Below are 26233 nucleotides of genomic sequence, written 5' to 3'. Positions count from 1 at the left end.
CCTTTATTTTTTAATCGGCAGGAAAACCGAAAACTCGGTATGTCCCGGCCAACTGGTAAATTCAATTTTTCCAGAGTGTTGATCGATCAAACTGCGGGCAATGGATAATCCCAGCCCGGTACCGCCTTCGCGACCGCTGACCATCGGGTAGAACAGGGTGTCCTGCAGATGAGATGGGATCCCCGGCCCGTTGTCCTCAACGTCGATGCGTGCCGCCAGCCGATAGCGCACGCCATGCAAGGTGAGCTGGAATGCGGTACGGGTACGCAAAATGATTTCGCCGCCTTCCGGTCCCAGAGCCTGCAGCGCATTACGCACAATATTCAGCAGGACCTGCTCAATCTGGTCCGGATCGTGCGCCAATTCCGGCAGGCTGGGGTCATAATCACGCACCAGCGTAACGTTCTCCGGCAGCTCCATTGAGACGAGCTTCACCACCCGTTCAGCCACTTTATGAATGCTTTCGGTGACGTGCATACCCGGCTGTTGCGGCCCGAGCAGGCGGTCAACCAGGTTACGCAGGCGGTCGGCCTGCTCAATGATGACGTTGGTATACTCCGCCAGCGCAGGGTCCGGCAGCGCTTTGGTTAACAGCTGCGCCGCCCCGCGTAATCCGCCCAGTGGGTTTTTGATTTCATGCGCCAGGCCCCGCACCAGATCGCGGGCAGCAATTTGCTGCGCATGCTGAAGTTGCTCCTGGCTCAGTCGGCGCTGATTGTCCATCGGTGCCATTTCGAGCAGGATCAGCCCTTCAGGAAGACGTTGCGCGGTAAGCGACAAAATATGCGAGCGCCCGTCGATCACCAGCGTCACTTCGTTATCGGTGAACCCCTGACCGGCCTGCAGACTTTCCTGCATCAGGCCAATGTTCAGCGAAAAATAGCTCAATAATTCTGGCAGCGGAGTGCCAAACAGTTTGCGTGCGCTTTGGGCGAGCAGTTGCTGCGCCGCCGGGTTGGCGTAATGAACAGCCAGCTCGTCGTCGACCAGCAAAATGCTGTTAATTAACGAATTGAGGATCTGCCCAGCATCGGGCAGCGTGCCAGTTGCCATTCAGCAGTCTCCTGGAGTTGGTTGCACTAATTTAGTGCAGTATAGCTTTTTCGTCGTAAAAAGCGCGTGAGATCAGGTTGTTGGTGGAGAAAAAAGCCCATCCGGAGATGGGCTGAAAGTTTCCACGGCAACAAAAAAAAGCTTTCGGGGCCGCGCCTGAAGGGTGGCGCGAAACCCGTTGTAACTTAAACGCTGTAGTACAGTTCGAATTCAACCGGATGCGGAGTCATGCGCACGCGGTCGTTCTCTTCAGTACGCAGGGCGATGTAAGCATCGATAGCGTCGTCAGTGAACACGCCACCCGCAGTCAGGAATTCGCGGTCTGCGTCCAGTGCCTGCAGGGCTTCTTCCAGAGAGCCTGCAACCTGTGGGATCTCTTTCGCTTCTTCTGGCGGCAGGTCATACAGGTTTTTGTCCATTGCTTCGCCTGGGTGGATCTTGTTCTTGATACCGTCCAGACCGGCCATCAGCAGTGCTGCGAAGCACAGGTATGGGTTAGCTGCTGGATCCGGGAAGCGCACTTCGATACGACGCGCTTTAGGAGAAGCCACCACCGGGATACGGATAGAAGCAGAACGGTTACGCGCTGAGTAAGCCAGCATAACAGGTGCTTCGTAGCCTGGGACCAGACGCTTGTAAGAGTTGGTGGTTGGGTTCGCCAGGGCGTTGATCGCTTTAGCGTGTTTGATTACGCCGCCAATGTAGTACAGCGCCTGCTCAGACAGACCTGCATATTTGTCACCAGAGAACAGGTTGGTACCGTTCTTGGACAGGGACATGTGGCAGTGCATACCGGAACCGTTGTCGCCAAACATTGGTTTTGGCATGAAGGTCGCGGTTTTACCGAAACGGTGTGCAACGTTGTGCACAACGTATTTGTAGATCTGAATTTCGTCCGCTTTTTTGGTCATGGTGTTGAAGCGGGTTGCCACTTCGTTCTGACCAGCAGTCGCCACTTCGTGGTGGTGAGCTTCAACTACCAGGCCCATCTCTTCCATCACCAGACACATGGTGGAACGGATGTCCTGTGAAGAATCGACCGGAGGAACCGGGAAGTAACCGCCTTTCACGCCAGGACGGTGACCTTTGTTACCACCTTCGTATTTGGTGGAGGAGTTCCATGCACCTTCGATGTCGTCGATAGCCACGTGGGAGCCAGAGATAGAGGCACCGAAACGAATGTCATCGAACAGGAAGAATTCTGGCTCTGGCCCGAACAGAACGGTGTCTGCGATGCCGGTAGAACGCAGGTACTCTTCTGCACGTTTAGCGATGGAGCGTGGGTCACGGTCGTAGCCCTGCAGCGTGCCTGGCTCGAGGATATCGCAACGGATGATCAGGGTTGGCTCTTCGAAGAACGGATCAATGACCGCCGTGGTCGCGTCTGGCATCAGAACCATGTCAGATTCGTTAATGCCTTTCCAGCCACCAATGGAGGAGCCGTCAAACATTTTGCCTTCTTCAAAGAATTCGGCGTTTACCTGATGAGCAGGAATAGTGACGTGCTGTTCTTTACCTTTAGTATCGGTGAAGCGCAGATCAACAAACTTCACTTCATGTTCGTTCAGCATCGTCAAAACGTGTTCAGCGGACATACTTAACTCTCCAGATTGGTCATTGTCGTCGTGGTAACGAGGTCTTCAACTTCTATCAAGGTGGCTATGAAGCCATCTTTTTGCCGTATTTTTATAAAGCGAAATCTGTGCCAACTTTTAAAACACCCCAAAAAGGCGTTATCATGCGCACCATAGTGCAAAAGTGCTGCACCACAATGGTTATGTTGCACCAGTATAGTGCTTCAGTGTGAACACTGAGCACCATATTGGTGCAATTTTCGTTAAAGTGCCCTTTTTACGCTCCGTGAAAGCGATCACAAAGCATCTCTGCAATACTTGTTTGCGGGGGATGTTTGTGATCCTGTTTTGTAGTGCGATTAATCCGTGTACAATAACGCGCTATTTCTAATGCCTGAGGCAAAGTTGTGATCGAAAATTTGCGTAACATCGCCATCATCGCGCACGTTGACCATGGTAAAACTACCCTGGTTGATAAGCTGCTGCAGCAATCCGGTACGTTTGATGCACGTGCCGAAACTCAAGAGCGTGTGATGGACTCCAACGATTTGGAGAAAGAGCGTGGGATTACCATCCTCGCGAAAAACACCGCTATCAAATGGAATGACTACCGTATCAACATCGTTGATACCCCAGGGCACGCCGACTTCGGTGGTGAAGTTGAGCGCGTGATGTCCATGGTGGATTCCGTGCTGCTGGTGGTTGACGCCTTTGACGGCCCAATGCCGCAAACGCGTTTCGTGACCAAAAAAGCATTTGCCCATGGCCTGAAGCCTATTGTTGTTATCAACAAGGTTGACCGTCCTGGCGCACGTCCTGACTGGGTTGTTGATCAGGTGTTCGACCTGTTCGTTAACCTTGACGCGACCGACGAGCAGCTGGACTTCCCTATCATCTACGCTTCGGCGCTGAATGGTATTGCGGGTCTGGATCACGAAGATATGGCGGAAGACATGACCCCGCTGTATCAGGCGATTGTCGATCACGTACCGGCTCCGGATGTTGATCTTGATGGTCCTCTGCAGATGCAGATCTCCCAGCTGGACTACAACAACTACGTTGGCGTTATCGGTATCGGCCGCATCAAACGCGGTAAAGTGAAGCCGAACCAGCAGGTTACTATCATCGATAGCGAAGGCAAAACCCGTAACGGTAAAGTGGGCAAAGTGCTGACTCACCTGGGTCTGGAGCGTATCGACAGCGATCTGGCTGAAGCGGGCGATATCATCGCGATCACCGGTCTGGGCGAGCTGAACATCTCTGACACCATCTGCGACCCGCAGAACGTGGAAGCGCTGCCAGCCCTGTCTGTTGATGAACCAACGGTAACCATGTTCTTCAACGTCAACACCTCTCCGTTCTGTGGTAAAGAAGGTAAATTCGTTACCTCTCGTCAGATCCTTGACCGCCTGAACAAAGAGCTGGTGCACAACGTTGCGCTGCGCGTTGAAGAAACGGAAGACGCTGATGCCTTCCGCGTATCCGGTCGTGGTGAACTGCACCTGTCTGTTCTGATCGAAAACATGCGTCGTGAAGGTTTCGAGATGGCGGTTTCCCGTCCGAAAGTTATCTTCCGCGAAATCGACGGCCGTAAACAAGAGCCGTTCGAAAACGTAACGCTGGACGTTGAAGAGCAGCACCAGGGTTCTGTGATGCAGGCTCTGGGTGAGCGTAAAGGCGACCTGAAAAACATGAATCCAGATGGCAAAGGCCGCGTACGTCTCGACTACGTGATCCCAAGCCGTGGCCTGATCGGCTTCCGTTCTGAGTTCATGACCATGACTTCCGGTACCGGTCTGCTGTACTCCACCTTCAGCCACTACGACGACGTACGTCCGGGTGAAGTGGGCCAGCGTAACAACGGCGTGCTGATCTCTAACGGTCAGGGTAAAGCGGTTGCGTTTGCGCTGTTCGGTCTGCAGGATCGCGGTAAGCTGTTCCTGGGTCACGGTGCTGAAGTGTATGAAGGCCAGATCATCGGTATTCACAGTCGTTCTAACGACCTGACTGTAAACTGCCTGACCGGTAAGAAACTGACCAACATGCGTGCGTCCGGTACTGACGAAGCAACGGTTCTGGTTCCACCGATCAAGATGACGTTGGAGCAGGCTCTGGAATTCATCGATGACGACGAACTGGTAGAAGTGACTCCACTGTCTATCCGTATCCGTAAACGTCACCTGACCGAGAACGATCGTAAACGTGCAATGCGCGGTGCGAAAGAAGAGTAATACGGTCAATCCGTTAGCCGGGTAAGCGCATGCGCCGCCCGGCAGTAAAAAGCCGCTGATTGCTCAGCGGCTTTTTTATTAGAACGAATACCGCAATCCCAGGCGAATCCGGTACTGCTCCCGGTTGTAATCATTCCATCTGTCCAGCCACTGCAGTTCAAGATATGGCAGCCAGTTTTTGTCGATCTTGTAGCTGAATTTATTGGTAATTTCCCAGTGATGATCTTTGCCATTTTTGCTGTGGTAATCATTCACCCGCTGGAAAAAGTGCGGTTCAAAGGTATAAAAAAACGCATCCGTCACTTTGAAATTCCAGTAGTTAGCAAACTCGTGCGTATCGTTCTTATCCATCTGCCCGTTATAGTCCGGCGTATCGTAATTGTTATGGTTATAGCGATAGCGGAACGTCAGGTTGAACCCGTCCGTAAATTTATAATTGGTATCTAAATAGACCGCACCACCCGATCCTGCGCTGCTGTCGTTAATCAATCCGCCGGGCTGGAAGGTGAGCTTGTCGGTGGGTTTAAAGAGCGGATACCACCCCTCTATTTCGTTATAGCTGTGCTTAAGCTCATCCCATTTCCCCACGTTATAGGCATTGGTGAACATCAGCCCCGCGCCCATATCGAAGTTATAGCCTGCACGCAGGATCACCTCGTGCAGCTCAGAGGCCGTATTGTATGCTTCGCGGGTTTCGACATAAGCCCCGGCAAATACCGGGCAGGACACAGACGACACGATCAGTACAGTAATGATTCTTTTCATAATTTGTCCATGTATCAGGTACAGAAAGGCCTCCCTCCTGATGAACAGGAAGGACATAGTGGCCGGTTTTATTGTTATAAAGTGACTGCTGACGCTTTATTGTTGGTGGTTATCTCAGGGGTATTCGCGGTTTGTTTTTTCCGTTTTCCAATCTCCTCGATAATAAAGGCGAAGCGCGCTTCGTTGAGTTTATAAAACAGCCCCATGGTCACGGCGGCAACGACAGCCAGGCCGCACGGCCAGAGGAAAATAAGCTGACGCAGACCAAGTAGCGTGCCAGCGCTCTGCACCGCATGGGGAACGTAGCCAATCTGGGTCAGCATGATGCCAGGCAGAAAACCGGCGAGGGCGGCAGAGATTTTGCGCGAGAAGGTATAGCCGGTATAAACCGACCCTTCAGCACGAATGCCCGTTTTCCACTCGCCGTAATCAACGGTATCCGGTACCAGCGCCCAGTTCAGGCTGTTCACAAACGCCGTGCCGAAAAAGGCCATGCAGGAAAACAGCACGAACAGCAGGGAACTGGTCCCCCAGAAGAAGTTCAGCACGTCGCCCACTGCCCACAGCGCCAGCCCACCCAGATAAACCGGTTTTTTGCCAAAGCGCTTCACCGCGCCGGGCACCAGAAACACGCCAATCAGAATGCAGCCCATGCTGAAAAAGCCCATCCACGACAGCAAATGCAGATCGTTTAGCACGTACTGGGTGTAATAGACCTGAATCGCCAGCTTGATGTTAAACGCGGCAAGGGTACACAGGTTGGCGATACACAGCACCAGTAGCGGCGGATTGCGGAAAATCGCGCAGAATGATTGCAGAATGCCGGGCTTATGGTGATCGGGCGTAAGCTCCACGTAGCGCTCTTTCACGCCGCTGTAGCACCACCACATGCAGACCAGGCCACCGGTGACGAACACCAGCGCCGCCACCAGATAGCCGAGGGAGGGCTGGCTGACGAACAGCGCCTGAATGGGCATAAAGCCGACGGTGCAGAGCAACAGCCCCACGGTTGCGCCGCCCTGACGCCACGCCGCAAGCTGCGCGCGCTCGTTCGGGTTTTTGGTGATGGCCGGGACCATCGCACCGTAGGCGCAATTCATCAGGCTATAGCAGAGGCCAAACATCATGAAGAGCACGGTGGCGAGCGCCGTTTTCACCGTCAGGCTAAAGTCGTTGGCCATAAACTGCGCCGTCGCGACCAGCGCCACCGGGACGGAGGCATAAAGAATGAATGGCCGGAACTTTCCCTTCGCGCCGATGTTACGCCGGGAGTCCAGCAGCACGCCGGTCAGCATGTCGGTGAACGCGGTAAAAAACTTCGCTACCAGGAAAATAATGCCGCCATAGAAGGCGGGCATGCCCAGTTCGTCGGTGTAAAACTTCAGCAGATACAGCGTGCCAATACACAGCATCAGATTCGAGCCAAAATCGCCCATCCCGTAGGCGCACTTCTCTCGCAGGCTCAATTTCAGGGTTAACGGATCAGTGTTATGTGTCATGGTCGATCCTCAGAGCGCCCGCAGGGCGCTCTATCTCGTCATTTATGCCGTACGTTTACGCAGTTCGATCTCTTCCACGATGCGCACATACATCTTCTCGTTGAGATTGTAGAAACAGCCCATCGCCACAATGGTGATGACCGCCAGCAGGCTCGGATAGATAAAAATCAGCTGCCGCAGTCCTTCAACCGTTCCGGCGGATTGCACCACGTTGGGCACATAGCCAATTTGCGTGAGCATGATCCCCGGGAAGAAGCCCGCCAGTGCCTGGGATACCTTCCTGAAGAAGGTAAAGCCGGTGTAAACCGTTCCTTCAGATCGCACGCCGGTGCGCCACTCGCCGTATTCCACGGTATCGGATACCAGCGCCCAGTTCAGGCTGTTCACGAACGCGGAGCCGAAGAAGGCCAGGCAGGAGAACGCCACAAAGCTCACCGAGCCGCCGCCTAAGAAGTAGTTGAGCAGATCGCCCGCCACCCAAACCATCAGCCCGCCGATATAGACTTTTTTCTTGCCGAAGCGCCGCACCGCGCCGGGCATCATAAAGACGCCGATAAAAATACAGCCCATGCTGAAGAAACCCATGTACGACAGCAGTATCGGGTCGTTCAGCACGTACTGCGTGTAGTAAACCTGGATGGCGAGTTTGACGTTAAAGGCACCCAGCGTGCAGAGGTTGGCGATGCACAGGATAAACAGCGGACGGTTTCCGGCAATGGCGCGAAACGACTGCAACAGCCCCGGTTTTTGCGCCGGATGAGCAGGCTGCGTCTCGACGTAACGCTCGGTCACGCCCTTGTAGCACCACCACATAAAGAACAGCCCGAACAGCGAGAAAAGCGTGGCGGCAAAGATATAGCCAAGCTGATCGTTGCCCTCAATCAGGTTCATTACCGGGACAAAACCGACGGTACAGAGCAGCAGGCCAAGCGTGGCGCCGCCCTGACGCCAGGCGGCCAGCGAGGCGCGCTCGTCCGGGTTTTTGGTGATGGCGGGCACCATCGCGCCGTAAGAGCAGTTCATCATGCTGAAGAACAGGCCGTACAGCATGAACAGCACCGTTGCCATCACCGTTTTACCGGTGATTTCAAACGGCGTACCGACGAAGTTGGCAATCGCCAGCAAGGTCACCGGGAAGGCGGCATACAGCACGAACGGGCGGAATTTCCCTTTCGGGCCGATGTTGCGCCGGGAGTCGAGCATGATCCCGGTGCCCATATCGGTGAAAGCGGTAAAGAATTTGGCAATCAGGAAGATAATCCCGCCGTAGGTACCCGGCAGGCCCAGCACGTCGGTATAAAACTTCAGCAGATACAGCGTGCCGATATCCAGCAGGATGTTAGAGCCGAGATCGCCCATCCCGTAGGCGAGTTTTTCTTTAAACGGCAGGCGTAGGGTTGCCGGATCAGAAGTATGTTGACTCATTATTGTTCTCCGTCTGCCCGCAGGTTTCCCCGCGGGCGAGCCTTATCAGATATGACGTAAGGTATTAAACAGATCTGCCCATTCGCTTTGCTGGCGATAGAAAACCGGCGGTTTGCCGAGCGGGGCAGCAACGGTCACCTCACCGCCCTGGCAGATTTCACCCGTCCACACATTCACCCAGTTGTCCTGCGGCAGATAGAGCGTCCAGTCGTGGCGGCCCTCTTCATGAACCGGTGCCACCAGCAGATCGCGGCCAAACAGGTACTGGTATTTCAGCGTGTAGGCGCGCGCGTCGTCTTCATAATGCAGGAACAACGGGCGCATCACCGGCAGGCCACTTTTCGCGTTCTGCGCAACCGCAGCTTTGATGTACGGCTTCAGGGTGGTGAACACGGTGGTCATACGTGCAAAGTGCGCGATGGTTTCGGCGTCGCCGTCGAACTGCCAGTTGTCACCCGGGCGGTTACCTTCGTGGGTACGCATCATCGGCGTAAAGGCGCTGAAATCGCACCAGCGCAGCAACAGCTCTTTGGTGCGTTTCATCTCGAACAGGGTGGTATAGCCGCCGATGTCGCTGTGGTGCAGCCCGTGACCGGTCATCGCCAGAGACAGCGCAGCAGGTACGACGGACGCCAGACCGTCGTCCAGGCTCCAGTCGACGTTCTGATCTCCCGCCCACATCATTACCGAGTGCTTCTGGCTGCCGGTATAACCCGCGCGCATGAAGAACAGGATCTCGCCGAGCTTGCCGGTCTCTTCCAGCGCCTCGTAGTTACATTTGGCCCACAGGGCAGGCCAGGCGTTATGCATGATCTCCGCGCTGACGCCGTTGTGCAGGAAGGTATCGGTTGGCAGATATTCGCCAAAATCGGCCATCCAGCCGCTGCAGCCCAGTTCGATCAGGTTCTTTTTGATCACCTCTTTGTACCAGCCGTAGGCTTCCGGGTTGGTCAGGTCGATGACGCCCGCGTAAAACTCGCCAAACTCGACGTGGTAGTCCTTGCCGTCGGCATTTTTGGTCAGATAGCCGCGTTTTGCCGCCTCTTCACAGAGATCTTTGTCGCTGGCGACGTACGGGTTGATATAGGAGAGGAACTGCACGCCTTCCTGTTTCCACTGTGCAATACGCTCATTAAGCTGCGGATACAGCTCGCTGTTCCACTTCCAGTTCCACATCACGCGTTTGCCAAAGGAGGTCATGCGGATGCCGGACCAGTCCTGCGCCCAGATGCCGTTCACCTTCACCCCGCCCTGGCGCATGACGTCGAGCTTGTGCTGACACACCCCGGTGCCGCCCTGAATGCCCAGCGTCACGCCGTCGTAAACCCAGTCCGGCAGCTCCGGCTGACGCCCCAGCAGGTCGGTGAGTTTTTCCAGCAGATCGACGTAGGTTTCTGCACATTCGAAGCGCAGCGTGGCGTTATCTTCCCAGAACGCCAGTTCGTGGAAATCCGGCGCGCTGAAGTCGAAGTTCATGTAGCAGCTGTTATCCACGTGACAGTAGTACTTCTGGGTGCTCACGAAGGTAGGCTGGGGGAAGAAGGTCCAGTAATAATCGCCGCCCGCGTTCTCTTTGCAGTCGGCCTGCCAGGTCACGTAGGTCTGCTTATTGCGGCCCACCCCCTGTTCGCTGGTCCACAGCGGGAACGGCTTTCCGCGCAGATCAAAGTACGAGAACTGCTCGCCGCAGCCGTAGATATGATCTTCAGGCTGGGCCGCCAGCCGCAGCCAGATGCGGTTGTGACAGATGGCATCATTTTTCAGCTTCAGTTCCAGACGGCCTTCCGCATCCACACCCACCAGCAGCGTCGCGCTCACCGCATCGCCACGGGTAAAGCGGATCGCCCAGCCTGCGCTTTGCTGTGTAACGGTCGCGTCCGTCAGGGCGATTTTTTCGTTGAGTTTGTCTTTGATGCTGAAGTTGCCGCGAAACATATCGATATCGGCAACGCCCGCGCCGATCCACAGGCAAGGTTCATCGGTGGAGTGGGATAAAATCAGACGGTCCTGCCAGCGCAGGGTGAAGCCATGTTCGTTATTTTTCAGATCAATATTGTGTAGGGTACGCATAGAAAACTCCGTCTTTATTATTTGGCCTGGCTATCCAGTAATCCGGCGGCTACGGCAGGGGCTAAGCCCGGGGCCAGCGGCAGGCGGGGGATCACCAGGCAGTGCAGTAGGTGGTAAATATCCTGCTTGCCGTCCCAGACTTTGGTGGTCACTTCGTTGTTGGTGTCCAGCTCCTGCCACCAGGATCCGTTCTCGTAATCCATCAGGTATTTGATGCAGTAATCCCACCATTTCTGATACCAGGCTTCGTACTGCGCCTCGCCGGTTACGGTGTAGAGCGCATACGCAGTGCCCATCGCCTCGACGATCGGCCAGCGCACGCGTTCGCGCACGATAGGTTTGCCGTCCCAGCCAACGGAGTAGACGAACCCATCGGCTCCGTCTGGCGCCCAGGCATCGCGGATGGTGGCGTGGAACAGTCCTTTTGCGTCTTCCAGCAGCCACGCCGGTGGGGTTTCGAAGCGGGCTTCCAGCGCGGCACGCAGGTGCAGCATCAGGCGGCCCCATTCAATCCAGTGCCCTGGTGTGCCGCCGTAGGCGCGAAAACGGTGGGCGGGATTATCGATGTTGTAGTCGCGGATCGGGTTCCAGTTGGTATCGAAATGCTCGTTAACGCGATACTCACCTTTGCGCGCCACGTCGTGAATAATCACCGAGGCGATGCGCAGGGCGCGGTCGAGCCATTTACGATCGTGGGTTACGTCATACACGATGAGGAAGGCTTCCACGGCGTGCATGTTGGCGTTACCACCGCGGTAATCTTCCGTTTTGCTGAACGCTTCATCCCAGGACTCCAGGCACATCTGCTCCTGTTCGCTCCAGAAGTAGCGCTCAATCACCTCAATGGCGTCGTCCAGCAGCCTGCGCGCCTGCGGGTGTCCGGTGGTGACGGCGCTCGCCGCGCCCAGCAGTACGAAGAAGTGCTGATAGCCCTGCTTGGAGGCATCCACCACGCCTTCATCGTTAACACAGGCGTACCAGCCGCCGTACTGTTTGTCGCGCAGCGGGCCGTTCAGGGCATTAATGCCGTGCTCAACCAGGGCATACGCACCGGGACGACCCATGTTCGCCGCCACCGCGTAAACGTGCAGCATACGGGCGGTGATCCACAGATGCGTGCCCATATCGCTGCGAACCTGCCCGTTATTGCCCAGCCAGCCGAAGCCGGTCGGTACGGCTGCGTTTTTACCGAAATCAAGAATGCGGTCGGTCTCTTGTTCGAGCCAGCGGTTATGGCTCAGGGTGTTAAACCATTTCATGTTCGGGTCCTTTCTTAACGGCGAGCCATCATTTCGTCGACGATCTCACCCAGGCGCTGCAGTTTAGGTACGGAAATATCGCGAAGCATCAGCCCGGTGTCCGGCAGGCCAATCACCGATGACCAGACGGCGCGACCGGCTAAAAAGCCTGATGCCCCCGCCTGCATGGCAACGCTCACGGCGCGCGGGAATAATTTTTCGTCCACGCCGGAGGAGAGGATCACCCACGGCATGGCGATGTGCTCGTTCAGCTTCTGCGAGGCCGCCAGCAGTTCCTGCTGCGTGCCTTTACCCAACAGCGGCATCTCCACTTTGTAGAGGTCCGCACCGCTGTCACCCAGCTCTTTGGCCGCATCGATAATCGCCTGTTCGCGGTTAAACCCGGCGCCGCGACGCGGTGGACGCACCACCGGCTCGATAATGCTCAGCAGGCCGTTGTCGTGGCACAGGGAGTTAAATGCCTTCACCATCTCAAGACGCTGCTGCGCGTCTTCATCGCTACGCCATAGCACCAGTAATTTCAGCGCCTTGCCGCCATCGCGTTTGACCGCCTGCGCATCGACGTTCTTGTCGATCGTCACGCTGTCGACGGGAATACCGTTCCCTGGAATAAACTCGTCGGCCGCCACAATCAGCGCGCAGCTTTTAGCTACGGCCTGCTGCTCCACAATCTGGCGATAACAGAACTGCTGGTCGACGAGAATGGCAGAGGCGTACGGCGACAGAATTTTCGCTGCGTTGACCTTAAAATCCGTCAGATGCTGGTCCGTGACCGGCACCGGCGCACCTGCTGCGGCAAACATCAGGCGCATCGCTTCGCGCTGATCGACGGCCAGCATCGCAAAACCGCCGGAAGGTCGGGTGATATCTTTCAGGGTGTACATCGTCATTCCTCAGTCCTTTCGTATCAGTGTGATTTTTTCAGCCCGGCAGATGCGCGAACCTGTTCAAGAATGGCTGTCCAGTCTTCGCGCCCGCGCCCGGCGGCGCGTGCCTGGTTGTAAACTACGCGGGAAGCCGCGCCCAGCGGCATCGGAACGTGGAGCTGGTTGGCCACGTCCAGGGCGATCCCCAGATCTTTATGTGCAAGGTCGATCATGAAGGCGGGTGAAAGATCCCCTTTCAGCACCTTGTTCGGCCAGGAGGTGGTGAAATGGCCTTTACCTGCAGGCGTGCCGCTCATGACCTTGAGCGCCACCTCAAAGGAGAGACCGAGCGCTTCACACAGCACGGCCGCCTCGGCGGACAGGGCGTTTAGCGCAATGCTCATGTAGTTATTGATAAGCTTCACGCGGATGCCCATGCCCGGCCCGCCGGCGTTAATCAGCTCATTGCCCATCGCCATTAAGACGGGGGTGGCGCGCTCAACCTGCTCCGCCGTGCCGCCTGCCAGCAGGAGCAGCGTGCCGGCGATGGCATGGTCTGAGGTGCGCCCGACAGGTACGTCCATCAGGCTGAAGCCACGCCCGGCCATGTCGTGGATCAACGCGTCGGTTTGCAGGGGATGAATGGTCGACATATCGATCACCAGCGCGTTGCGAGATAAGCCTTCGCAAACGCCGTGTTCGCCAAACAACACGCTGCGCACCAGGTCGCCGTTGGGCAGCATGGTAATGACGAACTCGGCATCCGTTGCGGCCTGCGCGGGCGTTGCCGCCGCCTTCGCGCCGCTCTCCACCAGGATCTGAACCGCCTGCGGGTTCACATCAAAGACCTGAAGCTGGTGACCTTGCTTCAACAGATTCTTCGCCATTGGCGCGCCCATCTGCCCTAAACCGATAAATGCGATTGCTGACATGCCTCTCTCCTGTCATATCGTGTCAATTTTTGCGCGTTTATGTTGTCTGTTTTTGATCGTATTTGTAATTTATAGTCAAAAAATTGACAGGGGTCACTTTTTAAACATTTGATGAAATTAAAATGAAGGCATCAGAAATTGCAGAAGGAAGCACCATGACTCGCATCGTTTGTGTCGGCATAACCGTGCTGGATCGCATCTGGTATCTCGATGATTTACCAAAAGAAGGTGGGAAATATGTCGCAAAAGACTATACGGAAGTGGGCGGCGGCCCGGCGGCAACTGCGGCGGTGGCGGCGGCAAAACTGGGGGCATCCGTGGATTTTATTGGCCGGGTGGGTGACGACGATACCGGCAGAAGGCTGCTTGCGGAGCTGGAATCCCTGGGGGTGAACACCCGCTACACGCGCATAGTGAAAGATGCCCGCTCGTCACAATCGGCGGTGCTGGTGGACGGCAGCGGGGAACGCATCATCGCGAACTATCCCAGCCCCGATCTTCCCGCTGCGGCAGACTGGCTGCAGGGTATCGACTTCTCGCAATGGGACATTGTTTTAGCCGATGTGCGCTGGCATGAAGGGGCGAAGCAGGCGTTTACCCTTGCCCGCCAGCAAGGCGTCACAACGTTGCTCGATGCGGATACAACCCCTCAGGACATCGCGGAACTTATCGCCCTCAGCGATCATGCTGCCTTTTCCGCGCCGGGGCTGCGTCGGGTAAGCCATCTTGAGGAAACGGAAGGTGCGCTTAAAAAAGCACAAACGCTCACAAATGGACATGTCTATGTCACGCAGGGCCGGGACGGCTGCTTTTGGCTGGAGAACGGTGCCCTGTGCCATCAGCCGGGTTTTGAGGTCGAGGTGGTTGATACCACCGGGGCGGGGGATGTTTTCCACGGTGCCCTGGCGGTCAGCCTGGCGCAACGGTTATCTCCAGCGCAAGCCGTGCGTTTCGCCAGCGCCGTCGCCGCGCTGAAATGTACTCAGCCCGGCGGTCGCGCAGGTATACCCGACTGTGATCAAACCCGCTCTTTTTTGTCACTTTTTGTATAAAATGCGGGGCGTGATGGTTTTCAGAGGACAGCCCATGAGCCTTACCGAACTGACCGGCAACCCGCGTCACGATCAGCTGCTGACGCTGATAGCCGATCGCGGATATATGAACATTGATGAACTGGCGCAGCTGCTGGACGTCTCGACGCAAACCGTGCGCCGGGATATCCGCAAGCTGAGCGAACAGGGACTGATTACGCGACATCATGGCGGTGCGGGCAGGGCATCCAGCGTGGTGAACACGGCCTTTGAGCAGCGCGAAGTGTCGCTGACTGAAGAGAAGCGGGCGATTGCCGAAGCAATTGCCGACTATATTCCTGATGGTTCGACTATTTTCATCACCATTGGCACGACCGTGGAGCACGTGGCCCGTGCACTGCTCAACCATAACCATCTGCGTATCATCACTAACAGTCTGCGGGTGGCACACATCCTCTATAAAAATCCGCGTTTTGAGGTGATGGTGCCCGGCGGTACGCTGCGTCCACATAACGGCGGCATTATCGGTCCGGCGGCGACGGCGTTCGTGTCTGGCTTTCGGGCGGATTATCTGGTGACCAGCGTGGGGGCGATTGAACACGACGGCGCGATGATGGAGTTTGACGTCAATGAAGCCAGCGTGGTGAAAACGATGATGGCTCATGCCAGACATATTTTACTGGCGGCCGATCATACGAAATACACCGCCTCTGCCGCCGTGGAAATTGGCAACGTGGCGCAGGCAACGGCGCTCTTTACCGATGAACTGCCCGGCTCTGCGCTACATAACCATCTCAAATTCAGCAAGGTAGAAGTTGTCGAAGTCAGCACAGGCGACGAGCAGCAGGCTGGATAACCTTTCTGACGGCCCGAAAATCCCTTCGGGCCGTTCCTTTCTTTAAGCTGAATCTGGCGCATAGCCAAACCTTATCTTTCCCGCTACAGTTACTTTTCCACGGCGAGCAGGAGATAAACATGCTTTATATCTTTGACTTAGGAAATGTAATCGTCGATATCGATTTCAATCGGGTGCTGGGCGCATGGAGCGATTTTAGCCGTGTCCCGCTGGCGACGTTAAAACAGAGTTTCGCCATGGGCGAGACATTCCATCAGCATGAACGGGGTGAGATCAGCGACGAAGTGTTTGCTGAACGTCTGTGCCATGAAATGGATCTGCCGTTAAGCTACGAACAGTTCTCCCACGGCTGGCAGGCTGTATTTGTCGCTATCCGCCCTGAGGTTATCGACATCATGCATAAACTTCGCGAGCAGGGTCACCGGGTCGTCGTGCTGTCGAACACCAACCGCCTGCACACCACGTTCTGGCCTGAAGAATATCCAGAAGTTAAGGCCGCAGCAGATAAAATCTACCTCTCGCAGGAGATGGGGATGCGTAAACCCGAAGCGCGGATTTATCAGGCGGTACTGCAAGCGGAAGGATTCTCCGCGTCCGATGCGGTCTTTTTCGATGACAATGCCGATAATATAGAGGGAGCTAACCAGTTGGGTATTACGTCAATTCTGGTGACCGGAAAAGAGACGATACCGAACTACTTTGCGAAGCAGTTATGCTAAAAACCGTTCATCAAAAAGCCACGCACCATACTCGCCCGCTCAGGGCCTGGCTAAAACTCCTCTGGCACCGTATTGATGAGGACAACATGACCACGCTGGCGGGTAACCTCGCCTACGTGTCGTTGCTCTCCCTGGTACCGCTGGTGGCGGTTATTTTTGCCCTTTTTTCCGCTTTTCCCATGTTTGCAGAGGTCAGCCTGCAGCTGCGTCACTTCGTCTTTGCGAATTTTATTCCTGCCACTGGCGATGTGATCCAGAACTACATTGAACAGTTTGTCGCAAACTCCAGCAAGATGACGGCAGTGGGGGCGTGCGGGCTTATCGTCACCGCGCTTCTGCTGATGTACTCCATCGACAGTGCGCTTAATACGATCTGGCGGAGTAAAAAAGTCCGCCCGAAGGTCTACTCCTTTGCTGTTTACTGGATGATTTTAACTCTCGGCCCGTTGCTGGCGGGGGCGAGCCTGGCGATTAGCTCCTATCTGCTCTCCCTGCGCTGGGCCAGCGATCTCAACGGTGCCATTGATAACGTGTTGCGTATCTTCCCGCTGATTTTATCGTGGCTCTCTTTCTGGCTGCTCTACAGTGTGGTGCCGACCACGCGCGTGCCGAACCGTGATGCGGTTGTTGGCGCACTGGTGGCAGCGGTACTCTTCGAACTGGGCAAAAAAGGGTTTGCCCTTTACATCACCATGTTCCCCTCCTATCAGCTCATTTATGGCGTACTGGCGGTGATCCCCATTTTGTTTGTCTGGGTTTACTGGACCTGGTGTATCGTCTTGCTTGGTGCGGAAATAACTGTCACTCTCGGCGTATACCGCGAACTTAAAAAAGCAGCAGAAGCTGAAAAACAACAAGAAGCAGACCAACCATGATTGCATTGATACAGCGCGTAACCCGTGCCAGCGTCACCGTGGAGGGAGAGGTGACGGGTGAAATTGGCCCAGGACTTTTAGTGTTGTTAGGTGTCGAAAAGGATGACGACGAACAAAAAGCCAACCGCTTATGTGAACGCGTGCTGGGCTACCGTATCTTCAGTGATGCGGAAGGCAAGATGAACCTTAACGTCCAGCAATCGGGCGGAAGCGTGCTGGTGGTTTCCCAGTTTACGCTGGCCGCCGATACCGAACGCGGCATGCGCCCGAGTTTCTCAAAAGGTGCGGCCCCGGATCGGGCAGAAGCGCTTTACGAGTACTTTGTTGAGCGTTGTCGCCAACAGGAAATGAATACGCAAACCGGACGATTTGCTGCAGATATGCAGGTATCGCTGGTGAACGATGGCCCCGTCACATTCTGGCTCCAGGTATGAGCCAACTGGCGGCGTGGCCGCGGGTAACAAGAGAGAGTACAGCTATGTATCACCTTCGAGTACCGCAAACGGAAGAAGAGTTAGAAGCCTATTACCAGTTCCGCTGGGAAATGCTGCGCAAGCCATTACATCAGCCTAAAGGGTCTGAACGCGACGCCTGGGACGCCATGGCACATCATCAGATGGTGATGGACGAAGAGGGTAACCTCGTTGCCGTCGGGCGTCTGTATATTAATGCCGATAACGAAGCCTCTATTCGTTTTATGGCGGTTCATCCCTCCGTGCAGGACAAAGGGTTAGGTACGCTGATGGCCATGACCCTGGAGTCAGTGGCCCGTCAGGAAGGCGTTAAACGCGTGACCTGTAGCGCCCGCGAAGATGCCGTTGAGTTCTTCGCCAAACTCGGTTTTGTTAATCAGGGGGAAATTACGACCCCGCAAACCACGCCGATTCGCCACTTTTTGATGATTAAACCCATCGCCACGCTGGATGATATTCTCCACCGCGCGGACTGGTGCGGACAGCTTCAGCAGGCCTGGTATCAGCACATCCCTCTGAGTGAAAAGATGGGGGTGCGTATTCAGCAGTACACCGGGCAAAAATTCATTACCACCATGCCGGAAACCGGCAACCAGAACCCGCACCACACGCTATTTGCCGGCAGCCTGTTTTCGCTCGCCACGCTCACCGGCTGGGGGCTTATCTGGCTGATGCTGCGTGAACGCCACCTTGGCGGCACGATCATTCTGGCTGATGCCCATATTCGCTACAGCGCCCCCATAAGCGGCAAACCGAGCGCAGTGGCCGATCTCGGCTCTTTGGGGGGCGATCTCGACCGCCTGGCGCGCGGCCGCAAAGCCCGTGTACAGATGCAGGTTGAACTCTTTGGCGATGAAACCCCAGGCGCGGTGTTTGAAGGTACCTATATCGTTCTGCCTGCGAAGCCGTTTGGCGCGTATGAAGAGGGCGGGAACGAAGAGGAATAAGGTTCCCCGTTGTTATCGCCGGGCGGAGTTGATCCGCCAGGCGATGTCCCGAAGAACGTCTCGCGCTGATGGACTGACGCCGGCAAGCTGGAAGAAGCCGTGGATGACACCCAGCCAATGCTGCGCTGTGCAAATAACCCCTTGTTCTGTCATATGTTGATAAAGCGCCTGACCCTCGTCGCATAGCGGATCGTACTCGGCGGTAATAATGTGTACCGGCGGCAGGCCGTTGAAATCATCCCGCCAGAGTGGGCTGGCTTCAGGGTCCCGGCGGTCTGTCTCTGCCAGGTACATGTCATAACCACTCAGCAGCGTATCGCGCGTGATAACGTAGTCCTGCCCATTATGGGTGTAGCTTGCAAAGCTGGCTGTGGCGTCGAGCATAGGGTAAATAAGGATAAGCTGGGCCGGATTCCACTGTGTTTTAGCCTTGAGCCGCAGCGCGGTGACCAGCGCCAGATGGCCGCCTGCACTGTCACCACAAAGCGTAATCCGGTTTTTATCCACACCGACTTTTTCTGCATTTTGCCAGACAAGCTCCGCCGCTCTCTCTGCATCATCATGCGCAGCGGGGAAAGTATGCTCCGGTGCCAGCCTGTACTGAACCGCAACCACCCGACACTGACCGTAAAACGCCAGCTGGCGGAGCTGATTGTCATGGGTTGCAAACCCACCGCTGACAAAACAACCGCCATGGTAGTAGAGGGCACAAGGTAACGTTTCAGCGACATTGAGAGGCGAGAATACCCGAAAGGTAAGGCCATCAATGACAAGCGTTTCAACCTGCACGCGGGTTTCGGTCTCGCTGGCAAGTACAGTGCTGGCTACATATCCGGCTCTCCGGTCATCAATACTCTGCTTACGTGCGCCAGGTCGGCCTGCAGCGATAAAATCCTGCACAAGCTTATCAATACCCTTTTCCAGTGCCATGGTGATGTCCTTTTGCTGTATGTATATACAGATTTATAGCCTGATTTAGTGCAGATGAAAACAGCGAAATCTGAGGATGCGAACGATATGGAAAGCGGCTCGCAAAATTGATTACTCTCGAAAAAATGCCCTTTAACCCTAAATTGATAAGGTGTATTTTGCCTGAAAATTAACCGCAGATGATATACTAAGGTGATATATGAGTGTTTTGGCGGAACTGGATATGGGCAGAATACTGATCGATTTATCTGATGACGTGATTCAACGGCTGGATAACCTCAAGCAACTGCGAAATCAGCCGCGCGCTGAGCTGCTACGGGAGGCGATAGAGCTGTATCTCGACCAGCAGAGTTCGTCTGTTATCCGCGCTGCGCTTGGCTTGTGGGGAGACAAGAAAGAAGACGGACTGGAGTATGAACGTAAGCTGCGTGAGGAATGGTGATCTTGAATAATATGGCCGTGTTTGATACCAATATTCTCATTGATCTCTTCAACAACCGTGTCGAAGCTGCGGATGCGATTGATCATGCCGCGTCACATCGAGCCATTAGCTTAATTACCTGGATGGAGGTGATGGTGGGCGCACGCAGGCATGGTCATGAAGCGAAAACGGCAGCCGTGATGGGCGCTTTCGAAATTATTGATGTGTCTCGGGATATCGCGGAAAGAAGCGTTTTACTGCGTGAAAAGCATGGAATGAAACTGCCTGATGCCATCATTCTGGCCACAGCCCAGAGCAGAAAATGTCCGTTGATTTCTCGAAATACGAAAGATTTTTCGGGTATTGATGAGGTCGTTACGCCTTATCAACTGTAGGCCGGGCAAGCTTGCGCCGCCCGGCACTATTACAGGAGATTACTCCCCTTCACCCGGGAACAGGAACGGGTTGATAGAGCTACGGGCAAAGCCCTCCTGCTCCATTTTGGCGTCCAGAATCAGCGAGGCGAGATCGTCGGCCACCGCTTCAACTTTCGGGTCTTTTTCCTGATACAGAATCTTCAGATACGTACCGCAATCGCCGCAACTTTCGGCTTTTACCGCCGCGTCTTCATTTTCCAGTGACCAGTAGTTCAGATCGCGGGTCTGCTCGCAGTTGCTGCATTTCACGCGCACCACATGCCACTCGGTTTCACACAGGTTGCAATGCAGGTAGCGCAGCCCCTGGGTGGTGCCGATTTGTACCATGCTGGAGACTGGCATTGAGCCACACACCGGACAGAACTGGCGCGCTTCGCCGTATTCGGCGCGCGCTTTACCGGGGATCAGACTGGCCATTTGCGCCCAGTAGAGCGACAGCGCAGCCCAGATAAACGGCGCTTTATCGCTGCTGACCAGCGAGAAGTCAGAGGCAAACAGCGCGCTCGCCATCTCTTCCAGCTCCTGATCGGAGGCTTTTTCCAGGTTCTCAATGACCGCCAGCGCGGTGCCGCTCATCTCGGGCTTCAGCTCGGCAATCAGAGAATGCAGCAGCTTATGCCAGTGCTTGTCACGCGGCAGGACGTGAATATCCAGCGGCGGCTTGCCCTGCTCACTGGCTTCTTTGATGCGCGCAGTCAGATCCATTTGCAGCGGGTGGTCGTACAGCACCACTTCCTGCGCATGGGCAACCAGCGCGGCAAAACGCAGAAAATCGCCCAGCGGGTTGTTCTCTGCCAGCTCGCGCAGGCGCTCTGCACGGCGGTTGTAGAGGTTCTTGAGTCTGGGGAATAACAACGGCGGAATATATTCCGCCGTGCGTTTCTCGCTCGACCCCAGCTCATCTTGCGGGATTATGCGAATACTCATTCAGATGACTTTTCCTGTTTCTGGCGGACTTCACGGTACCAACGCGGGTGATGTTTCTTCGCCCACGTTTTGGTTACCCATCCTTCCACCATCGCGGTAATGGTGCCTTTCACCCAGAGGGCGGCGTAAATATGCACCATGATAACCACAATTAACGCCACTGCGGCAAATGAATGCAGCATCAGCGCGAATCGGATCACCGGGATTGAGAAAGCAGGCGCAAAGTACGGACGCCAGATGATCACGCCGCTCACCAGCAACAGGACCAGGAAGATAATCGCCGCCCAGAATACGCACTTCTGGCCGAAGTTATAACGCCCGGTGTCACCCACTTCCTCGTTGACGACGATCTTACGAATATTCTTCGCCCAAAAGATATCATCCCGATTGATTAGGTTATGGTGCCAGTAACGGAAAAACATGATGATAAACGAGGCAAACATCACCACACCCACGAACGGGTGAAGGATGCGCGCCAGCTGTGGCGTACCCAGTATCTGCATCAGCCAGTTGAAGGACGGGAAGAAGAACCCCAGCCCGCTTATCGCCGCCAGCATAAAGCAGAAGGCGGTGACCCAGTGGTTGATGCGTTCCGGCGCGGTGTAGCGCACGATGGTGTCACGTTTTTTCATTTGCGCACCTCGTCTTTCTCTTCATGCAGGTTGTCGTCTTCCTCTTCCGCGCGGTTCGGACCGACGCCGACGTAGTGGAAGATGCTCGCTGCGAAGGTGGCAGCAAAGCCTACCGCTGCCAGCGGTTTCCAGATGCCTTTCCAGAACTTCACGGTGGCGCTGATTTCCGGGTTCTCCGGCAGGCCGTGATACAGATTCGGCTTGTCGGCATGGTGCAACACGTACATCACGTGCGTACCGCCCACACCGGCCGGATCGTACAGGCCAGCGTTATCGTAACCACGGGTTTTCAGTTCACCCACGCGTTCGGCCGCCAGCGTTTTCATATCCTCTTTGGAGCCAAAGTGGATGGCGCCGGTTGGACAGGTTTTCACGCAGGCTGGCTCCTGGCCAACGTTCACGCGGTCAACGCACAGCGTACATTTGTAGACGCGGTTGTCTTCCGGGTTCAGTCGCGGCACGTCAAACGGGCAGCCCGCGATGCAGTAGCCGCAGCCGATGCACTGCTCGGACTGGAAGTCGACAATGCCGTTGGCATACTGAATGATAGCCCCTTCTGACGGACACGCCTTCAGGCAGCCCGGATCCGCACAGTGCATACAGCCGTCTTTGCGGATAAGCCATTCCAGTTTGTCGTTCTGCTCCACTTCAGAGAAACGCATTACCGTCCAGGACTTGGCGGTCAGGTCGGCCGGGTTGTCGTACACCCCGACGTTGTGACCCACTTCGTCACGGAGGTCGTTCCACTCTGAACAGGCCACCTGACAGGCTTTACAGCCGATACAGGTGGTAACGTCGATAAGCTTCGCCACTTCCTGCTGGTGGTCCCGCGCCTGAGGCGCGGGCGTGAAACCGTTAGTCGCGGAACGACGAATAATGTCCTGAGATTGATAAGCCATAAGTCGTCTCCGTTACACCTTTTCCACGTTCACGAGGAAGGCCTTAAACTCCGGCGTCTGCGTGTTCGCATCACCGACGAATGGCGTCAGGGTGTTCGCAATGAAACCTTTCTTCGCCACGCCCTCATAACCCCAGTGAATCGGAATACCGATGGTATCCACCTGCTGACCGTGAACGTTCAGCGTGCGAATACGCTTGGTCACTACCGCCTTGGCCTTGATATAGCCACGGTTGGAGGAGACCTTCACGGTATCGCCATGGGCAATGCCGAGCTTGTTCGCCAGCTTCTCGCCGATCTCCACAAACTGTTCCGGCTGCGCGATGGCGTTAAGCAGCGCGTGCTTGGTCCAGTAGTGGAAGTGCTCGGTCAGACGGTAAGTGGTGCCCACATACGGGAACTTGTCTTTTTTACCCAGCGCTTCAAAGTCGCCTTTAAAGATACGGGCAGCCGGGTTAGAGACCACGTTCGGGTGCAGCGGGTTAGTACCCAGCGGCGTTTCAAACGGCTCGTAGTGTTCCGGGAACGGCCCTTCCGCCATTTTATCGATGGCAAACAGGCGTCCCATCCCTTCAGGCTGCATGATAAACGGCCCGACATCGCTGCCTGGTGCGGCAGTGCTGTAGTCCGGAATATCCACGCCGCCCCATTTCGCGCCGTCCCATTTCAGAAGCTGACGCTTCGGATCCCACGGGTTACCCTGCGGGTCAGCGGAGGCACGGTTATAGAGAATGCGGCGGTTAAGCGGCCATGCCCATGCCCAGCCCAGCGTATTGCCAAGGCCCGATGGGTCAGCGTTATCGCGGTTGGCCATCTGGTTGCCTTTCGGCGTCCAGCTACCGGTAAAGATCCAGCAACCGCTTGAGGTGGTGCCGTCATCACGCAGGTGCGCGAAGGTGCTGAGCTGATCGCCTTTCTTCGCCAGCACGGTACCGGTGGCCGGGTCGATAACGTCCGCCAGCGCCTTACCGTTGCTCTCCATCGCCACTTCTTCCGGGGATGGATTCTCCGGCGTCGAGTAGTTCCAGGTCATGTTCAGAACCGGTTCCGGGTTCGCGCCGCCTTCTGCCGCGTACATCTTACGCAGGCGTAAGAAGATACCGGCCAGGATCTCGCCGTCGTTCATGGCGATGCCCGGGGCGTCCGCACCTTTCCAGTGCCACTGCAGCCAGCGGCCAGAGTTGACGATAGAACCGTTCTCTTCCGCGAAGCAGGTTGATGGCAGACGGAACACTTCGGTCTGAATTTTTGACGGATCGACGTCGTTCGATTCACCGTGGTTCTGCCAGAAGGTAGAGGTCTCGGTGTTGAGCGGGTCGATGGTAATCAGGAACTTCAGTTTCGACAGCGACTCGACAACCTTGTTCTTGTTCGGGAACGAGGCGACCGGGTTAAAGCCCTGGCAAATGTAGCCGTTGACCTGACCCTGGTGCATCATCTCGAAGTACTGCAGAACGTCGTAACCTTTGTCCCACTTCGGCAGCCAGTCAAAGCCCCAGCTATTTTCCGCCGTCGCTTTGTCGCCGTAGAAGGCTTTCATCAGCGAGACGAAGAACTTCGGATAGTTGCCCCAGTAGTTCACCTGGCCTTCAAGCAGCGGTTTTGGCGTGCTGGCCGTCAGGTAGGTTTGCAGGTCCGGTTGTTTCTCGCTTGGCAGGTTCATATAACCCGTCAGGCTTTGTGACAGCAGGCCGAGGTCGGTCAGACCCTGAATGTTGGAGTGACCGCGCAGGGCGTTCACGCCGCCGCCTGCCATCCCCATGTTGCCGAGCAGCAGCTGAACCATCGCCATGGTACGGATGTTCTGCGCACCAATGGAGTGTTGCGTCCAGCCGAGGGCATACAGGAACGACGCGGTTTTGTCTTTCGCACTGGTTTCGGCGATAAGCTCGCAGACCTTCAGGAAGTCAGCCTTTGGCGTACCACAGATGTTCTCAACAACGTCCGGCGTATAGCGAGAAACGTGCTCTTTCAGCAGGTTCCACACGCAGCGCGGGTGTTGCAGGGTGGTGTCGCGCTTCGCAAAGCCGTTCTCGTCCAGCTCGTAGTTCCAGCTGGTTTTGTCGTACTTGCGTTTTTCGGCGTCGTAGCCGCTGAACAGGCCATCTTCGAAGTGGTAATCCTCACGCACGATCAGGCTGGCGTTGGTATAGGCTTCGGTGTATTCGCGGTTGTATTTTTCGTTAGTCATCAGGTACAGCAATACGCCTGACAGGAAAGTGATGTCAGTACCTGAACGAATAGGGGTGTAGAAATCCGCCACTGACGCTGTACGCGTAAAGCGGGGATCGATCACAATCAGTTTCGCACCGTTGTGGATTTTGGCTTCCATCGCCCAGCGGAACCCGACAGGGTGCGCTTCAGCGGCGTTACCGCCCATCACCACAATGAGGTTGGCGTTCTTGATGTCGACCCAGTGGTTGGTCATCGCACCGCGACCAAATGTTGGAGCAAGACTTGCTACCGTTGGTCCGTGTCAGACACGCGCCTGGTTGTCGACCGCGAGCATACCGAGTGCGCGCGTGAATTTCTGAGTTAAATAGCCGGTTTCGTTACTGGAAGCCGATGCACACAGCATCCCGGTGGAGAGCCAGCGGTTGACCGTCACGCCGTCGGCGTTCTTCGCAATAAAGTTGGCATCGCGGTCTTCTTTAATCAGTTTAGCGATGCGGTCAAATGCTTCTTCCCAGCTGATTTGCTGCCATTTATCAGAGCCAGGCGCGCGATATTCCGGGAATTTCAGACGGCTTTCGGAGTGGATAAAGTCCACCAGACCGGCCCCTTTCGGGCACAGCGCGCCGCGGTTGACCGGGTGGTCCGGGTCGCCTTCGATGTGGAAGATAGACGCTTTGGCGTTTTTAGCACCGTCGCCGAGGCTATACATTAACAGCCCGCAACCGACAGAGCAGTACGTACAGGTATTACGGGTTTCACGGGTGCGCAGCAGTTTATACTGCCGCGTTTCCGCCAGCGCTACGCCAGGCGCAAAGCCCAGTGCCGCTGCCGTGGTGCCTGCCATACCGCCAGCGCAGATCTTAAAGAACTGCCTTCTGCTGACCTGCATGGGTCACTCCTTGTTTCGACATTGCTTACATATGTAGTTTTGACTTCGCGGTTGAATAATGACCGCAAAGGAGAAAAATTTGCGTTAATCCCTCATTTCTCCGGGGGATATCACCAGAATACCACAATGTCGGTACGCCTGTTCCAATGGCGTTAATACAAAGTGAACGTATTATCACCGTGTTGATTATAAAGTGTGATATCAATCACATTATTAACCCCGCATGTTACAGGGGTGTAGCATGGCGCCGGTTGCACCTCTCCAGAATGAGTAGGTAAACTTGAGGCGGTTTGGTGCTGAAAAGTTGATCCATACTATGCGTAAGGCCTGTGGTTTATGCTGCAATAGC

The 26233-nt window shown here is 55.6% G+C and carries 23 protein-coding genes; 9 read left to right on the top strand and 14 right to left on the bottom strand.

The annotated features are described in order from the left end of the window. Positions 1 to 3: 3 nt before the first annotated feature. Together glnL and glnA are read right to left on the bottom strand one after the other, a co-directional pair. Positions 4 to 1053 (bottom strand): nitrogen regulation protein NR(II), encoded by a 1050-nt coding sequence (glnL, locus tag ACOTZF_RS17440; protein WP_008501857.1) that lies wholly within the window; start codon positions 1051 to 1053, stop codon positions 4 to 6. A 185-nt stretch (positions 1054 to 1238) separates the two neighbouring features. After that, positions 1239 to 2648 (bottom strand): glutamate--ammonia ligase, encoded by a 1410-nt coding sequence (gene glnA, locus ACOTZF_RS17435; RefSeq protein WP_013099376.1) that lies wholly within the window; start codon positions 2646 to 2648, stop codon positions 1239 to 1241. Between the two features lie 386 nt (positions 2649 to 3034). Between glnA and typA the strand changes: the two genes are divergently transcribed. Beyond that, positions 3035 to 4858, top strand: coding sequence for a ribosome-dependent GTPase TypA (typA, locus tag ACOTZF_RS17430; protein WP_008501854.1), 1824 nt, complete (start codon positions 3035 to 3037; stop codon positions 4856 to 4858). Positions 4859 to 4936: 78 nt separating this feature from the next. Here typA and ompL read toward each other — a convergent pair whose 3' ends face one another. The 7 genes from ompL to yihU all read right to left on the bottom strand — a co-directional run bounded on the left by ompL (position 4937) and on the right by yihU (position 13674). After that, positions 4937 to 5623, bottom strand: a complete 687-nt coding sequence (gene ompL, locus ACOTZF_RS17425; protein WP_013099374.1) for a porin OmpL — start codon at positions 5621 to 5623, stop codon at positions 4937 to 4939. Between the two features lie 74 nt (positions 5624 to 5697). After that, positions 5698 to 7122 carry an MFS transporter gene (locus tag ACOTZF_RS17420; RefSeq protein WP_040020359.1) on the bottom strand — a complete coding sequence of 475 codons (1425 nt, stop codon included), beginning with the start codon at positions 7120 to 7122 and terminating at the stop codon, positions 5698 to 5700. A gap of 42 nt (positions 7123 to 7164) precedes the next feature. Then, complete coding sequence (locus ACOTZF_RS17415) at positions 7165 to 8547, bottom strand: MFS transporter (protein WP_040020357.1); 1383 nt, start codon at positions 8545 to 8547, stop codon at positions 7165 to 7167. A gap of 45 nt (positions 8548 to 8592) precedes the next feature. After that, positions 8593 to 10617 (bottom strand): alpha-glucosidase, encoded by a 2025-nt coding sequence (locus ACOTZF_RS17410; protein ID WP_129252928.1) that lies wholly within the window; start codon positions 10615 to 10617, stop codon positions 8593 to 8595. A 17-nt stretch (positions 10618 to 10634) separates the two neighbouring features. Then, entirely contained in the window at positions 10635 to 11876 is a 1242-nt protein-coding gene (gene yihS / locus ACOTZF_RS17405) for a sulfoquinovose isomerase (RefSeq protein WP_013099370.1), read from the bottom strand. Positions 11877 to 11890: 14 nt separating this feature from the next. Continuing rightward, positions 11891 to 12766: a sulfofructosephosphate aldolase gene (yihT, locus tag ACOTZF_RS17400; RefSeq protein ID WP_058651828.1), complete on the bottom strand. Its 876-nt coding sequence runs from the start codon at positions 12764 to 12766 to the stop codon at positions 11891 to 11893. A gap of 17 nt (positions 12767 to 12783) precedes the next feature. Further along, positions 12784 to 13674 (bottom strand): sulfolactaldehyde 3-reductase, encoded by an 891-nt coding sequence (yihU, locus tag ACOTZF_RS17395; protein ID WP_421636123.1) that lies wholly within the window; start codon positions 13672 to 13674, stop codon positions 12784 to 12786. 155 nt (positions 13675 to 13829) lie between these two features. On the opposite strand from yihU, the gene ACOTZF_RS17390 reads away from it, so the two are divergent. The 6 genes from ACOTZF_RS17390 (at position 13830) to fabY (ending at position 18575) form a co-directional block, all read left to right on the top strand. Then, positions 13830 to 14726, top strand: a complete 897-nt coding sequence (locus ACOTZF_RS17390) for a sugar kinase (protein ID WP_058660919.1) — start codon at positions 13830 to 13832, stop codon at positions 14724 to 14726. Between the two features lie 34 nt (positions 14727 to 14760). Next, positions 14761 to 15561 (top strand): DeoR/GlpR family DNA-binding transcription regulator, encoded by an 801-nt coding sequence (locus tag ACOTZF_RS17385; protein ID WP_020686879.1) that lies wholly within the window; start codon positions 14761 to 14763, stop codon positions 15559 to 15561. A 119-nt stretch (positions 15562 to 15680) separates the two neighbouring features. Beyond that, positions 15681 to 16280, top strand: a complete 600-nt coding sequence (gene yihX / locus ACOTZF_RS17380; protein WP_013099365.1) for a glucose-1-phosphatase — start codon at positions 15681 to 15683, stop codon at positions 16278 to 16280. Then, on the top strand, positions 16274 to 17155 hold the full coding sequence (locus tag ACOTZF_RS17375) for a virulence factor BrkB family protein (protein WP_013099364.1): 882 nt from the start codon (positions 16274 to 16276) through the stop codon (positions 17153 to 17155). Before yihX ends, ACOTZF_RS17375 begins: the two co-directional genes overlap by 7 nt. Next, positions 17152 to 17589, top strand: a complete 438-nt coding sequence (dtd, locus tag ACOTZF_RS17370) for a D-aminoacyl-tRNA deacylase (protein ID WP_013099363.1) — start codon at positions 17152 to 17154, stop codon at positions 17587 to 17589. The genes ACOTZF_RS17375 and dtd overlap by 4 nt, the downstream gene beginning before the upstream one ends. Positions 17590 to 17633: 44 nt before the next feature. Continuing rightward, a complete protein-coding gene (gene fabY / locus ACOTZF_RS17365) occupies positions 17634 to 18575 on the top strand; it encodes a fatty acid biosynthesis protein FabY (protein WP_013099362.1) in 942 nt (313 codons plus the stop codon). A 12-nt stretch (positions 18576 to 18587) separates the two neighbouring features. On the opposite strand, the gene ACOTZF_RS17360 is transcribed toward fabY, so the two are convergent. Further along, a complete protein-coding gene (locus tag ACOTZF_RS17360; protein WP_062935377.1) occupies positions 18588 to 19505 on the bottom strand; it encodes an alpha/beta hydrolase in 918 nt (305 codons plus the stop codon). A gap of 199 nt (positions 19506 to 19704) precedes the next feature. On the opposite strand from ACOTZF_RS17360, the gene ACOTZF_RS17355 reads away from it, so the two are divergent. Both ACOTZF_RS17355 and ACOTZF_RS17350 read left to right on the top strand, forming a co-directional pair. Further along, positions 19705 to 19947, top strand: a complete 243-nt coding sequence (locus ACOTZF_RS17355; RefSeq protein ID WP_020686881.1) for a ribbon-helix-helix domain-containing protein — start codon at positions 19705 to 19707, stop codon at positions 19945 to 19947. Between the two features lie 2 nt (positions 19948 to 19949). Beyond that, on the top strand, positions 19950 to 20321 hold the full coding sequence (locus ACOTZF_RS17350) for a type II toxin-antitoxin system VapC family toxin (protein ID WP_080292722.1): 372 nt from the start codon (positions 19950 to 19952) through the stop codon (positions 20319 to 20321). Positions 20322 to 20360: 39 nt separating this feature from the next. Here the strand turns inward: ACOTZF_RS17350 and fdhE are convergent, their stop codons facing one another. The 4 genes from fdhE to fdnG are packed head-to-tail and all read right to left on the bottom strand — an operon-like array spanning position 20361 to position 25884. After that, a complete protein-coding gene (fdhE, locus tag ACOTZF_RS17345; RefSeq protein ID WP_029882351.1) occupies positions 20361 to 21290 on the bottom strand; it encodes a formate dehydrogenase accessory protein FdhE in 930 nt (309 codons plus the stop codon). Beyond that, the gene (fdoI, locus tag ACOTZF_RS17340; RefSeq protein ID WP_013099357.1) at positions 21287 to 21922 is read right to left on the bottom strand and encodes a formate dehydrogenase cytochrome b556 subunit; all 636 of its coding nucleotides are present in this window, start codon (positions 21920 to 21922) and stop codon (positions 21287 to 21289) included. The genes fdhE and fdoI overlap by 4 nt, the downstream gene beginning before the upstream one ends. Beyond that, on the bottom strand, positions 21919 to 22821 hold the full coding sequence (fdxH, locus tag ACOTZF_RS17335; protein WP_014833793.1) for a formate dehydrogenase subunit beta: 903 nt from the start codon (positions 22819 to 22821) through the stop codon (positions 21919 to 21921). The genes fdoI and fdxH overlap by 4 nt, the downstream gene beginning before the upstream one ends. Positions 22822 to 22833: 12 nt before the next feature. Continuing rightward, positions 22834 to 25884: a formate dehydrogenase-N subunit alpha gene (fdnG, locus tag ACOTZF_RS17330; RefSeq protein ID WP_086527976.1), complete on the bottom strand. Its 3051-nt coding sequence runs from the start codon at positions 25882 to 25884 to the stop codon at positions 22834 to 22836. Between the last annotated feature and the right edge of the window lie 349 nt (positions 25885 to 26233).

Origin of the sequence: Enterobacter cloacae complex sp. SHL021 (assembly GCF_049237765.1) — a bacterium.
Lineage (GTDB): Bacteria > Pseudomonadota > Gammaproteobacteria > Enterobacterales > Enterobacteriaceae > Enterobacter > Enterobacter cloacae.
This window is presented reverse-complemented; position numbering and strand designations above follow the sequence as displayed.